The following is a 12,610-nucleotide window of genomic DNA, read 5'->3' as shown; positions in this document are numbered from 1 at the left end:
CGGATCAGCGGGCGCGTGCGAGGCGTGGGTCGAGCAGGTCGCGGAGCCCGTCGCCGAGAAGGTTCAGGCCAAGCACGGCGAGCATGATCGTCGCGCCGGGGAACACCGGGAACAGCGGCGCTTGATACATCAGGGTCTGCGCCTCCGCGAGCAGGCGCCCCCATGAGGGCTGTGGTGGTTGCGTGCCGAGGCCAAGATAGGAGAGCGCCGCTTCCGCGAGGATCGCGATTGCGAAACGGATCGTGATCTGCACGATCAGCACCGCCGAGATGTTGGGCAGCACGTGCTGCATCGTGATTGCGAACGATCCCTTCCCGCAAGCGCGGGCCGCCGAGATGTACTCGCGCGACCAGACCGCATTGGCCGACGCGCGCGTGATGCGCGCGAAAGTCGGGATGTTGTAGATGCCGATCGCGATGATCGCGTTGACGATGCCCGCGCCGAAGACCGCGGTCATCATGATGGCCGACAGGATCGCGGGGAAGGCCATCGAGAAATCGGCGAAGCGCATGATCGCTTCCTCGACCCAGCCGCGTCGCGCCGCGGCGAGCAAGCCGAGCGCCGCGCCCACCACGAGGCCGATACCGACCGCGATAACCCCCACGAGGATCGAGGCGCGCGCGCCCACGAGCAGCAGCGATGCGACATCGCGCCCGTAGGCATCGGTGCCGAGCCAATGCGCTGCGCTCGGGTTCTGCAACTTGTTCGCGATGTCCATCTCGTAGGGTGACCACGGAGTCCAGACCAGCGAGATTGCCGCAGCGAGGAGCAGGAGCAGCGTGAGCACGCCGCCGACGACGAAGCTGCGATGGTGCAGCGCCCGGCGCCAGAAGCCCGGGATGCGAAGGGCGGCCGCGCTGGGCACTGCTGCTGGGACGGCGCTCATATGTCGTGGGCCTTGATTCGAGGGTCGATCACGGCATACAGCACGTCGACGACGAAGTTGACGATCACCACCATCGCCGCCAGCAGCATCACGCAATTGCGGACCACGATCAGGTCGCGGTTGCCGATGGCCTGGAAGATCAGGAGGCCGAGCCCCGGCAGGCTGAACACCCGTTCGACCACGATGGTCCCTGCGAGCAGCTCGGAGAACTGCATGCCCATCACCGTGATGACCGGGATCAGCGCATTGCGCAGCACGTGGCGCCAGAGCACTGCGCGCTGCGAGACGCCCTTCGCCCGCGCGGTGCGTACGAAGTCCTCGCGCATCACTTCAAGCACCGCCGACCGCGTGATGCGGGCAAGGATCGCGGCCTGAACCACGGCGAGCGACAGCGCAGGGAGCAGGAGCGATTTCAGGCCGGCGAAGATGCCTTCGTCCCAGCCCTCGAAGCCGCCTGCGGAAAACCATTGAAGTTGCACCGAGAAGACGAGGATCAGCAGGATTGCGAACCAGAAGTTCGGGATGGCGATGCCGACCTGCGTCAGTCCCATCAGACCCACGTCACCGAGCTTGTTGTGCCGCGCCGCGGCAGTCACGCCAACGAGAAGCGCGAGCACGGTGGTGAGGGTCATTGCCATGAGCGCGAGCGGAACGGTCAGCGCAAGGCGTTCGAGGATGAGATCGATGACCGGCGAGCTGTAGGCGTAGCTGTCGCCGAGATTCCCCGTCAGCAGGCCACCGATCCAGTGCCAGTAGCGGGTCCAGGCCGGCTGGTCGAGCCCGAGCTTGGTCGCGAGTGCCGCCACCGCATCGGGTGAGGCATCCGGACCCATCAGGATCTGAGCCGCGTTGCCCGGAAGGATCTCGAGCACGAGGAAAACGATGATGGAAGCGCCGACCAGTGTTGCGATCAGCGTCACGAAGCGCTTGAACAGGAACAAACTCATAAGGCGGGGCGCAGCATAACCGCAGTTACGCAACGACCGTGCCCGTGGTTGCCTGGGGCGGCGGCGTTTCACTGGCTGTGGGGGCATCGGGCGGCCGTGGGCGCGAGACGGTCGCCGCGCGGATAATCGCGCGATGGCTCTCATGATCACCGACGAATGCATCAACTGCGATGTCTGCGAGCCGGAGTGCCCCAACGACGCGATCTACATGGGCGAGGACATCTACGAGATCGACCCGCACAAGTGCACCGAGTGCGTCGGCCACTTCGACGAACCGCAGTGCGTGCAGATCTGCCCGGTTGCGTGCATTCCGGTCAACCCGGCGCACGTCGAGTCGCGTGAAACCCTGTGGCAGAAGTTCCAGCGGCTCACGGCCGCCAAGGATGCGGGCGAGGCGGGCTCCGCCGGCGCCGCCCCAGTGTCCTGAAGAACCTGGCTAGTCGCCAGCGCTTTTCTTTTTCGACTTCTTCGATTTCTTCTTTGGCTCGGGGTTCTGGCCGGCCTGCATGCTCGTGTAGAGCACTTCCTTTTTACCCCTGCGCAGCTTTGCGGAATCGTCCTTGCCGGTGCCGCTCTTTTGCTCGCTGCTCGCCTGTGCAGGGCTGTTGCTGATCAGGATCGGCCGATTGCGAGCCCCGGTTGCTTCCAGTCGCCGGCGATCGCCTTCCATGCGGTTGGCCGCTGCCTGCGCATCGCGGATCGTGTCGTCGGACTGCTGCTTCTGGCTGGCGTCGCGGATGTCATCTACCTCGACCAGCCTGCCTGACTTACACGGTTGATCGGTATAGGTGTTGCCGCAGCGCCATGTGCCGCCGCCATCGGCCGCAAAGGTGCTCCAGGGCATGCACGTCGCCATGAGAAACGCGGCGCATCGTGCAGTGATCGTTGTTGTGTGTGACAGCTTCATTCTTGTAACTCCCTTCTCTCTCTTCTTCCGCTATCCCGCGGCGGGTTCGCCTCCGCCGTCAGGCTCTCGCCTCGGTGGCTTGGGGCGCGGCGGCTTGCTCGTGTGGATGAGCAAGGTCGCCTTGTCCATTTCACCGGCCACCAGGGCCGGGAATGCATGCAGCGTGCGGACGATCGCGTCGTCGATCGCCTCCCTCTGTTCCTTGAGCGGCTTCTTCAAGACCCAGCTGACCACCTCCGACTTCACGCCTGGATGGCCAATGCCGAGGCGAAGACGCCAGTAGTCGCCGGTGCCCAACTGCGCATGGATGTCGCGCAGACCGTTGTGGCCGGCATGGCTGCCTCCGAGCTTCAGCTTGGCCTGGCCCGGCACCACGTCGAGTTCGTCATGGACGACGAGGATTTCCTTTGGCTCGATCTTGAAGAAGCGGGCCAGCGCCGCAACGGATTTGCCGGAGACATTCATGAAGGTCTGCGGCTCGAGCAGCCAGAGCGGCTTGCCATTGACTTGAGTACGCACGACGAGGCCGTGATACGAACGCTCCGGCGTGAGCGTGACCTTCAGGTCGCGCGCGAGCGCGTCGATCCACCAAAAGCCGGCGTTGTGCCGCGTGGCTTCGTACTCCGGGCCGGGATTCCCGAGGCCGACGAACAACTTGATCATGCGTGGATTATCTTGGTTGGGTTGTCCCCCAAAGCAAAATGGCCCGCACGGGGCGGGCCATCGGAACGCAGGGGATGCGCGAATTACTTCTTCTTGGCGGGGGCCTTGGCGTCTGCCTTGGCTGCAGCCGGAGCGCCTTCTGCGGTTGCGCCTTCTGCAGGGGCTTCTTCAGCGACCACCGGCGACACGGCGGACACGACGACGGGGTTGCCCTTGCCGTGGCTGATGAACTTCAGGCCCTTCGGCAGCTTGATGTCCTTGACCGTGAGGGTGGCGTTCTTGGTCAGACCCGACAGGTCGACTTCGATGAACTCGGGCAGATCGGCCGGCAGGCAGTTGACTTCGAGTTCGGTCATCACGTGATTCACGAGGTTGTGATCGAGCTTGACGGCCGTGGACTCTTCTTCACCCTTGAAGTGCAGCGGCACCTTGACGGTCATGCGGGTGCGGGCATCGACGCGTTGGAAGTCGACGTGCTGCACGAGCGGGCGGAACGGGTGGTACTGCACATCACGCAGCAGAACCTTCGCGACCTGGCCGCCGAGTTCCATCTCGAGGATCGACGAGTGGAAGGCTTCCTTCTTGAGGGCGTGCCACAGCGCGTTGTGATCGAGTTCGATCAGTTGCGGCTGGCCTTCACCACCGTAGACGATGCCGGGCGTCTTGCCCGAAATACGCAGACGGCGGCTCGCACCCGTACCCTGCTTTGCGCGCTCAAAAGCGACGAATTTCATAACTTGCTCCTGTGGAAGTCCACCGCGACCAGTGCGACTCCGGTTTAAAAAGGGCTTCCCGAAGGAAGCCCGGCTTTTTGCTCGGACCTGGACCTCAGAAGAGGTTTTCCTGGTCGGAGAACAAACTCATGACCGACTCGCCCTTGGCGATGCGCTGGATCGTCTCGGCGATCAGCGGTGCCACGGAGAGTTGGCGAATCTTGGTGCAGCCGGTTGCGCCGGCGCTCAGCGGGATCGTGTTGGTCACGACCACTTCGTCGAGCGCAGTGCCCTGGGCGATACGCTCGATGGCGGGGCCAGAGAAGATCGGGTGCGTGCAATACGCGTACACCTTCTTGGCGCCTCGTTCTTTCAGAACTTCAGCGGCTTTGACCAGTGTGCCGGCGGTGTCGATCATGTCGTCCATGATCACGCAGTTGCGGCCGTCGATCTCACCGATCACGTGCATGACTTCGCTCACGTTGGCGCGCGGACGGCGCTTGTCGATGATGGCGAGGTCGCAATTCAGTTGCTTGGCCAGCGCACGGGCGCGAACCACGCCGCCGACGTCCGGCGAGACCACGATCAGGTCTTCGTAGTTCTTCTGGCGCAGGTCGCCCAGAAGGACCGGCGACGCGTAGATGTTGTCGACCGGGATGTCGAAGAAGCCCTGAATCTGGTCAGCGTGGAGATCCATGGTCAGCACGCGCGCCACACCGACGGTTTCCAGCAGGTTGGCGACGACCTTGGCCGAGATCGGCACGCGGCTCGAACGCGGACGGCGGTCTTGGCGGGCGTAGCCGAAATAGGGGATCACGGCACTGATGCGCTCGGCCGAAGCGCGCTTGAGCGCGTCGACCATGATGAGCAGTTCCATCAGGTTTTCGTTGGTCGGCGCGCAGGTCGACTGGACAACGAAAACATCGCGGGCCCGGACGTTCTGGTTGATTTCGACGGTGACTTCGCCGTCAGAGAACCGGCCGACGCGGGCTGCACCCAGCGAGGTACCCAAGTGTTGCGAAATCTCGGCGGCAAGCCCAGGATTGGCATTGCCGGTGAAAACCATGAAATCAGGGTTATGTGCCTGCATGAGCGTCCCGGCGAAGTGCATCCGGCAATGCGAAATGGCTCTTAAAGGAGCCGCCAAAAATCTTGTGAATGAAGATTTGGCAGGGGAGAAAGGATTCGAACCTTTGCATGCTGGAATCAAAATCCAGTGCCTTAACCAGCTTGGCGACTCCCCTACACAGGTCAATGGCCAATGCCATTCACCGATATATGTCGCATCAGACCGCAGAGCGTTCTGATTTCTAGACCGCCCACCCCACCAGAGGATGAACTGCCAGATTGCTGCATCTGCGAATCTGCCAGCCCGGAGGGGCGTCGGCCAATTCTGCATCATGCCGCATTGCCGCAAACACTGAACTTCCGGAGCCGGTCATGCGTGCGTTCAATCCTTGATGACCGAGCCAATCGATGGCTTCGGTGACCGCGGGACAGAGCCGCTGCGCTACCGGCTGCAGGTCGTTATGACCGAAGTCAAAGCGAAAACTGTCTGCTTCCGCTTCACTGTATGCAGCAAAGCCAGAGAGTATAGCAGCAGGAGTTGTGCGCTGCAGGTCCGGCGCAGAAAAAATATCTCGCGTGTCGATGCCCTGGTTTGGCTTGACGACTGCGAAGCGCCCTTGCGGCAGCGAAATTGGCGTGATTTCCTCGCCGATCCCTTCGACCCACGCATTGTGGCCGCGAAGGAAAAACGGGACGTCCGCTCCCAAGCCGAGGCCGATCTGCTCGAGCTTCGAAAGTGGCAGATTCAGGTCCCAGAGGCGATTCAGCGCGAGCAGGCAGGTTGCAGCGTCGGAAGATCCGCCGCCCATCCCCGCCTGTGCCGGGACGTGCTTGGCAACGCCGATGTGCGCTCCCCGCGTAGTTTGTGCGAAGCCTTGCAGTGCTCGGGCGGCGCGGAGGACGAGATCGTCCGCCGGCAGGGGCGTTGTCAGGTCCTCGCGCGTGATCTGTCCGTCGCCCCGCTGCTCGAAATGAAGCGTATCGCTCCAGTCGATGAGCATGAACACCGACTGCAGCAGGTGGTAGCCGTCCGCACGCCGGCCGGTGATGTGCAGGAAGAGGTTGAGCTTGGCCGGAGCGGGGAGGTCGTAGATGGCCTTCATGCGCGTTCAAACACGATGCGCAGATCGGCGCGCGGCTCCGGCGACTCGCGTGTTGCCTGCAGTTTGCCGGCGCCGATCTGGGACAAGTCCGGTCGCCAGCCGGGTACACGCTCGTCGCGGCCCGCGAGCCATCCGAAGAGTGCGGCAACCGGGATCGCGGCACCCGTGGCTGCCTCGATCAGTTCGTCGACCGAGTCGTACCGTCGCGTTTCCTTGCCGTTCATGAGAAGCGCCTCGCCCGGCGCCCAGTGAAGCTGCGCCAGTGTGTTGCCGATCGGACTCGTGAGCGTGAGATTGCCGGCCTGAGGGGCGCCTCTCAGTTCGAACAGCGCGGCAAAGGTCTGGACGGGCTGACTATCGATCCGCAACGACAGGCGACCGTTCCATGCCTCGACCTGGCTCGTCCCGGCTTGCTTCGAAGTTCCCGGCGTCGCGCACCCGGCGACCATCAGCGCCCCGGCCCACGCGGCCAGCAGCATGGCACGTCGATTCAAAGCTTCACGCGCAGGCGCTTGAGCGTTTCCTGCAACGTCTCGTTATCGGCATCGGCGAGGTTGGCTTCCTTCCAGATGCTGAGGGCCCGGTCGCGCTGGCCGGCGGTCCACAGGACTTCACCGAGATGCGCACCGATCTCAGGGTCCGGACGGCGCTTGTAGGCGTCTTCAAGAATCCGCGTGGCCTCGGTCGTATTGCCAAGTCTGAATTCGACCCAACCGAGACTGTCGGCGATGAATGGATCATCGGGTGCAAGCTGAACAGCCTTCTGAATCAACGTCCTCGCTTCTTCAAGGCGCACCTTGCGATCCGCGAGCGAGTAGCCGAGCGCGTTGTAGGCGTTCTGGTTGTCGGGCTTGAGTTCGATCAGCTTGCGCAGCAGACGCTCCATGTCGTCGAGGCGATTCAGCTTCTCGGCGACCATGGCCTGGTCATAGATGAGATCCGTATCAGTGGGCGAGGATGCGCTTGCCTGGCCCAGCATGTCGTAGGCGGCCTGGTACTGCTTGGCGTCGCGCAGCAGTTGGACTTCGGCCAGGAACTTCTCGCGCTTCTCGTCGGGTGTGCGCTCGGGAAGGCTGCGGACGAGTTCCCGAGCCTGTGGCAGCTTGCCTTGCCGAGCCAGCAGCGAAGCGCGGCGGACTTGCGCGCCGAGGAGGTCGTCAGAGTTGTCGATGCGCGCCAGCCAACTATCGGCGGCCGCAAAGTCCTTGCGCCGCTCGGACAACTGCGCCATCAGCAGATAGGCCTGGGTCAAGCCTCGTTCCTTGGCGTCCTGGTCGCGTTGCGATTCGGCCAGTGACATGTACTTGCGCAGAGAGGCCTCGGCCGCGGCATCTTGCCGTGCCTGTGCCTGCAGGCTGCCGAGCAGCAGCCAGGGTTCCGGCAATTCGGGCTTGGCAGCGGTGAGCTTTGCGAGCTCTGCGGTCGCATCGGCGTAGCGGCGGCCTTCGACCAGCACGCGCGCATAGGCGATGCGCATTTCAGGCTGCGCCTTCGCACCCTCGAGGTAGCGCTTGACGATGGGTTCCGCCTGTGGCTGCGAGGGATCCATGAGTTCGAGCGCCAGCAGCGCCGGACCTTCTGAAGACGGATCCATCTCCTGGCCCTTGATCGCGGCGTCGAGCGCGCCGGCGGTGTCTCCGGCAGCGAGCTTGAGCCGGCCCACCGTCCCCCACGCCGCACCGGCGGTCGCCGGGTTTTTGAGTTCGTCGGTCAGCGCCTGCTCGACGACCGAAGCGGCCAGCTTCTTGTCGGTTGCGCGGCTGTAGTTGCGCGCGATCACAGCCATCAGGAAGGGGCGCTCGACCTGCGGCGTGGCCGCGATTTCTGCGCGAAGCGGTTCGACCGTTTCGCCGATGCGATTCAGGGCGATCAGGATCTGGAGTTCAAATCGCCGCGCGTCACGCGAATCCGGAACGGACTCCTTCCAGGCGCGGGCCGCAGCGAGCGCCGCATCCCCGGAGCGCGATTGCAGCGCAATCTCGACCGCGCGCTGGAACAGCTTGTCGTCGCGAGAACGCCGAGCTGCATCGAGGATCAGGCTGTAGCCACCGCCGGGATCGCCGCCGCGCGCGTTGAGCTCGCCCATCAGCACTTCGTAGAAGAGATCCGCGGTCAATGCGGAAGGTTGTACTTCCGACTTATCTGCAGGTGCCGCCGCCGGTGTGACCGCAGGTTCGGCGGGCTGAATGATCGGTGCGGGGCTGGTGGGCGCAGCGGGTGCCGGTGGTTCTGTCTGGGCCTGCGCAGCAAGGGCGACGAGTGCCGTAAGTGCGGCCGCCGCGAGGCGGGATCGGCGGAGCGGAAGATTCATCGAACCATAATAATCCACGCTTCTTAAACGAGAGCCACCCGCGCCGGATGCGGCGTGATTTACGTCAGGCTTTCCCGTCATGCCCGAACTACCCGAAGTCGAAGTCACCCGCCGCGGGTTCGCGGACCGCATCGCTGGCGCCCGTATCGAGGCTGTTCGTGTCGGCAAGCCGTTGCGATGGGCGCTATCCATTGATCCCGGAATGCTCGTCGGGCGCACGGTCAGGGGTGTGCGCCGACGCGGCAAATATCTACTAGTCGATCTCGATGCCGGTCTTTTGCTGCTGCACCTCGGCATGTCCGGCAGTCTTCGATTCGATGCGTCGCTGCCGCTCGCCGGCGTCCATGACCACTTCGACCTCGTAACCAGCCATGGCACGCTTCGGCTCAACGATCCAAGGCGCTTCGGCGCCGTGGTCTATGTGGAGGATGAGGCATCGCCGCTGGCCGGCAAGCTCCTGGGTGGCCTCGGCATGGAGCCGCTTGGCGACAGCTTCGACTTCGATGCCTTTCACGCGGGCTTGCGCCGGCGGCGTGCCCCTGTGAAGCAGGTGCTCCTGGCCGGCGACGTGGTGGTGGGCGTCGGCAACATCTATGCATCCGAGGCGCTCTTCCTTGCGGGTATCCGGCCGACCCTGGCGGCTTCGCGGATCAGCAGACCCCGGGCGCTTCGCCTTCATGCGGCCATCCGCGAAATCCTTGCGCGTGCCGTTGACCGCGGCGGCAGCACATTGCGCGACTTTTCGAATGTCGACGGCCAGAGCGGCTACTTCCAACTCGAAGCCACGGTCTACGGCCGCGCCGGCCAGCCCTGCAGAGTTTGCGCAACGCCGATCCGGCTGTTACGACAGGGTCAACGCTCCACTTTTTTCTGCCCAAGCTGTCAAAAGTCATGAGACCATTCGTCGGGAGTGGCTTCTGGAGGGCCTGCTGGAGCCCGACGCGGTGCTACCATCTTTTGTAAATTGTTTTTACATTTACGCCGTTGACCGCTTCCTTCACTCAGCAGTTCGACCAGCACGGCGCTTGGCGGCGTAATTTTGCGCACCGCCTCAAGTGGCTCACGCGCTGGCTGAACGAGAACGAACTGCTGAACCAGAGCGTCGCCGAACGGCTGCGCGACGTCGAAACGCAACTGCGCACCAGCAAGGTCATGGTTGCCTTTGTCGCCGAGTTCTCGCGCGGCAAATCCGAACTCATCAACGCGATCTTCTTTGCGGGCTACGGTCGCCGCATCATGCCGGCGAGTGCAGGGCGCACCACGATGTGCCCGACCGAACTTGGCTACGACCCCGGCCACACGCCCAGCCTGCGCCTGCTGCCGATCGAGACGCGGCTCGAGCCGTACTCGCTGGTGCATTGGCGCGATGAGCCCGCGCGCTGGACTCACATCGACATCGACGTCGACAACGCCGAGTTGCTTTCGCAGGCGATGGGCAAGGTCGCGGAAGTGCGCTGGGTTCCTGTGGAAGAGGCGAAAGCGCTGGGCTTCTGGAGCGACGACGCACCGGACGACAACCCCGTCCCGGATTCCGACGGCCGCGTCGAGATTCCTCGCTGGCGCCATGCGGTGCTGAACATGCCGCATCCGCTGCTGGAGCAGGGCCTGGTGATCCTCGATACGCCGGGCCTCAACGCCATCGGCGCGGAGCCAGAGCTGACTGTCAGCCTGATTCCGCAGGCACATGCCGTGGTCTTCATTCTCGGCGCCGACACGGGTGTCACGCGATCCGATCTCGCGATCTGGCGAGAGCACCTGGTCACGGAAGGGGATGCGAGCGAAACGCGCATCGTGGTCCTGAACAAGATCGACACGATGTGGGACATCCTGAGCACGCCCGCCCAGGTCGATGGCCAGATCCAGCGCCAGCGAAAGGGCGCGGCCGACGTGCTCGGCGTGCCGCTGACGCAGGTGCTTCCTGTTTCCGCGCAAAAGGGCCTGCAGGCCAAGATCCGCCGCGATGTGCCGCTGTTGCAGGCGAGCCGTCTTCCCGCGCTCGAGGCCATCCTTGGCGAGGGGCTGCTCGGCAAGCGCGAGACGATGTTGCGGCTGGCCGTTGATGCCAGCATTGCCGCCCTGCGCACCGAGGCCGCCCGCATCCTGAGCGTGCGTCAGCGCGATCTGTCCGAGCAGGCGCTGGAACTGCAAGGACTGCGGGGCAAGAACAGCTCCGTCATCCGGCACATGCGCACGCGCATCGAGCAGGAACAGTCGGAATTTGAAGGTAGCAACACCCGAATCCTTGCCCTGCGCTCGGTGCAGGGCAAGCTGCTGCGCGAGGTCTATGCAGTTCTCGGCAGCACCGCCCTCAAGGCGGACATGGGCCATCTGGCGACAGCGCTGAAGCGGCGCGGCATCAAGTTCAATGTGCGCAAGGTCTACGGCGAGACCTTCGATGCGCTGCGCAATAACCTGCGCGAAGTCCAGGCGACCACGGCCGAGATCCAGTCAATGCTGCACGCGACGTTCCGCCAACTCAATGCGGAGCATGGCTTCACGCTGCAGGCGCCGCCCGAGCCGGACCTGACGGACTTCGAGCAGCAGCTTTCGCAGATCGAACAGAGCCATGTGCACTACCTCGGCGTGAGCAACATGCTGAAGCTCGCGCAGCCTGACTTCTGCGACAAGCTGGTTCGTGCACTCGCGAGCCGGCTGCGCGTGGTCAACGAAGCGGCGATGACCGAAGTCGAACGCTGGAGCAAAGGCGCAGGCGCGCAACTCGACGCTCAGCTCAAGGAGCGTCGCCGCACCTTTACCAAGCGGATCGAGGCTGTGGAGCGTATTCAGGGCGCAGCCGGCAATCTCGATGAGCGACTGGCCGAACTCGCCGCGCAGGAGCGTGATCTTGCCGACTTGCACCATCGGCTCGAGGAGCTCACCGCGGTGCTGTTGAACCACGAGGCGCCGAACTCCGCTTCCTATCGCAGCGAACTCAGTGCCGCCTGAAGACCTGCGGTCGGCGGCGCCGCGTATCGCGCCGACCTTTGCCGACAACGTCGTCGCATGGCAGCGAAGCCATGGGCGCAGCGAGTTGCCGTGGCAGAACACGCGAGACCCCTACCGCGTCTGGCTCTCCGAAGTGATGCTCCAGCAGACCCAGGTATCGACGGTGCTGGGGTACTTCGCCCGGTTTCTCGATCGCTTTCCTACGGTGCAGGCGCTGGCTGGCGGGACAGAGGATGAGGTGTTCGCACTCTGGAGTGGCCTCGGCTATTACAGCCGCGCGCGCAACATGCATCGATGTGCGCAGGAGGTGTTGTCGCGTTTCGGTGGCGAATTCCCGCGGACCGCAGCTGAGTTGCAGACGCTGCCGGGCATCGGTCGTTCGACCGCGGCGGCGATCGCGGCTTTCTGCTTCGGCGAACGCGTCGCGATTCTCGATGGCAATGTGAAGCGGGTGCTTTCGCGGGTGCTTGGCTTCGACGGCGATCTCGCATCCGCCGCGCAGGAGCGCGCCTTGTGGAACGAAGCAACCGAACTCCTGCCGCCAGCTTCCGCGCCGAATGCGATTGGCTACTACACCCAGGGACTGATGGACCTGGGCGCCACTGTCTGCCTGCCGCGCAAGCCAAGCTGCATCATCTGTCCCGTAGCCGATGTGTGCGAGGCGCGGAAGGAGGGTGCACCTGAGAAATACCCCGTCAAGACTCGCAAGTTGCGCCGGACTGCGCAATCGCTCTGGATGTTGAACGCGCGCGATTCTCAAGGGCGGGTGTGGCTCGAAAAGCGCCCGGCGCGCGGGATCTGGGCGGGGCTCTATTGCCTTCCCGTTTTCGAAAGCCGGACCGCGCTGCTGGATGAACTGGCGCCTGCGGATCGCCTGTCTGCGCGCGACGAAGCGGGGTTCGTCCATGCGCTGACGCACAAGGATCTGCACCTGCATCCGATATCGGTTGTGTGCAGCGAGGTGCATGTCGCAACGGCAGGCGGCTGGTTTGACGATCGCGAGTGGCCGGCTCTCGGAATGCCGGCCCCCGTACGCAAGCTGCTCAGCGTGGTCTGACTCGCCTCT

The 12,610-nt window shown here is 64.0% G+C and carries 13 protein-coding genes and 1 tRNA gene; 4 read left to right on the top strand and 10 right to left on the bottom strand.

What is annotated here, in order from left to right; translation table 11 throughout:
• Window positions 1-4: 4 nt before the first annotated feature.
• The gene (locus tag FHW64_RS20020) at window positions 5-886 is read right to left on the bottom strand and encodes an ABC transporter permease (RefSeq protein ID WP_184529443.1); all 882 of its coding nucleotides are present in this window, start codon (window positions 884-886) and stop codon (window positions 5-7) included.
• Window positions 883-1,833: an ABC transporter permease gene (locus tag FHW64_RS20015; RefSeq protein WP_184529441.1), complete on the bottom strand. Its 951-nt coding sequence runs from the start codon at window positions 1,831-1,833 to the stop codon at window positions 883-885. The genes FHW64_RS20020 and FHW64_RS20015 overlap by 4 nt, the downstream gene beginning before the upstream one ends.
• 133 nt (window positions 1,834-1,966) lie before the next feature.
• Between FHW64_RS20015 and FHW64_RS20010 the strand changes: the two genes are divergently transcribed.
• Window positions 1,967-2,260: a YfhL family 4Fe-4S dicluster ferredoxin gene (locus tag FHW64_RS20010; protein WP_184529438.1), complete on the top strand. Its 294-nt coding sequence runs from the start codon at window positions 1,967-1,969 to the stop codon at window positions 2,258-2,260.
• Between the two features lie 9 nt (window positions 2,261-2,269).
• Here FHW64_RS20010 and FHW64_RS20005 read toward each other — a convergent pair whose 3' ends face one another.
• The 8 genes from FHW64_RS20005 to FHW64_RS19970 form a co-directional block, all read right to left on the bottom strand.
• Window positions 2,270-2,677: a hypothetical protein gene (locus tag FHW64_RS20005; protein ID WP_184529436.1), complete on the bottom strand. Its 408-nt coding sequence runs from the start codon at window positions 2,675-2,677 to the stop codon at window positions 2,270-2,272.
• A gap of 93 nt (window positions 2,678-2,770) precedes the next feature.
• Window positions 2,771-3,403 (bottom strand): aminoacyl-tRNA hydrolase, encoded by a 633-nt coding sequence (gene pth / locus FHW64_RS20000; RefSeq protein WP_184529434.1) that lies wholly within the window; start codon window positions 3,401-3,403, stop codon window positions 2,771-2,773.
• Window positions 3,404-3,486: 83 nt separating this feature from the next.
• Window positions 3,487-4,137 carry a 50S ribosomal protein L25/general stress protein Ctc gene (locus FHW64_RS19995; protein WP_184529432.1) on the bottom strand — a complete coding sequence of 217 codons (651 nt, stop codon included), beginning with the start codon at window positions 4,135-4,137 and terminating at the stop codon, window positions 3,487-3,489.
• 94 nt (window positions 4,138-4,231) lie between these two features.
• Window positions 4,232-5,206, bottom strand: coding sequence for a ribose-phosphate pyrophosphokinase (locus FHW64_RS19990; RefSeq protein ID WP_093163190.1), 975 nt, complete (start codon window positions 5,204-5,206; stop codon window positions 4,232-4,234).
• Between the two features lie 77 nt (window positions 5,207-5,283).
• Window positions 5,284-5,360, bottom strand: a tRNA-Gln gene (locus tag FHW64_RS19985).
• Window positions 5,361-5,426: 66 nt separating this feature from the next.
• Window positions 5,427-6,287: a 4-(cytidine 5'-diphospho)-2-C-methyl-D-erythritol kinase gene (gene ispE, locus FHW64_RS19980; RefSeq protein ID WP_184529430.1), complete on the bottom strand. Its 861-nt coding sequence runs from the start codon at window positions 6,285-6,287 to the stop codon at window positions 5,427-5,429.
• Entirely contained in the window at window positions 6,284-6,766 is a 483-nt protein-coding gene (locus tag FHW64_RS19975) for a lipoprotein insertase outer membrane protein LolB (RefSeq protein ID WP_184529428.1), read from the bottom strand. The genes ispE and FHW64_RS19975 overlap by 4 nt, the downstream gene beginning before the upstream one ends.
• An 11-nt stretch (window positions 6,767-6,777) precedes the next feature.
• On the bottom strand, window positions 6,778-8,598 hold the full coding sequence (locus tag FHW64_RS19970; RefSeq protein ID WP_184530426.1) for a tetratricopeptide repeat protein: 1,821 nt from the start codon (window positions 8,596-8,598) through the stop codon (window positions 6,778-6,780).
• Window positions 8,599-8,677: 79 nt separating this feature from the next.
• On the opposite strand from FHW64_RS19970, the gene mutM reads away from it, so the two are divergent.
• The 3 genes from mutM (at window position 8,678) to mutY (ending at window position 12,601) form a co-directional block, all read left to right on the top strand.
• The gene (gene mutM, locus FHW64_RS19965) at window positions 8,678-9,493 is read left to right on the top strand and encodes a bifunctional DNA-formamidopyrimidine glycosylase/DNA-(apurinic or apyrimidinic site) lyase (RefSeq protein WP_184529426.1); all 816 of its coding nucleotides are present in this window, start codon (window positions 8,678-8,680) and stop codon (window positions 9,491-9,493) included.
• A gap of 89 nt (window positions 9,494-9,582) precedes the next feature.
• Complete coding sequence (locus tag FHW64_RS19960) at window positions 9,583-11,544, top strand: dynamin family protein (RefSeq protein ID WP_184529424.1); 1,962 nt, start codon at window positions 9,583-9,585, stop codon at window positions 11,542-11,544.
• The gene (mutY, locus tag FHW64_RS19955; protein WP_311733339.1) at window positions 11,534-12,601 is read left to right on the top strand and encodes an A/G-specific adenine glycosylase; all 1,068 of its coding nucleotides are present in this window, start codon (window positions 11,534-11,536) and stop codon (window positions 12,599-12,601) included. The genes FHW64_RS19960 and mutY overlap by 11 nt, the downstream gene beginning before the upstream one ends.
• Window positions 12,602-12,610 lie beyond the last annotated feature (9 nt).

The organism is Variovorax sp. Sphag1AA (genome assembly GCF_014192575.1).
GTDB lineage: Bacteria > Pseudomonadota > Gammaproteobacteria > Burkholderiales > Burkholderiaceae_C > Variovorax.
Note: the sequence above shows the minus strand (reverse complement) of the source record. Positions and strands in the feature narration are given on the sequence as shown.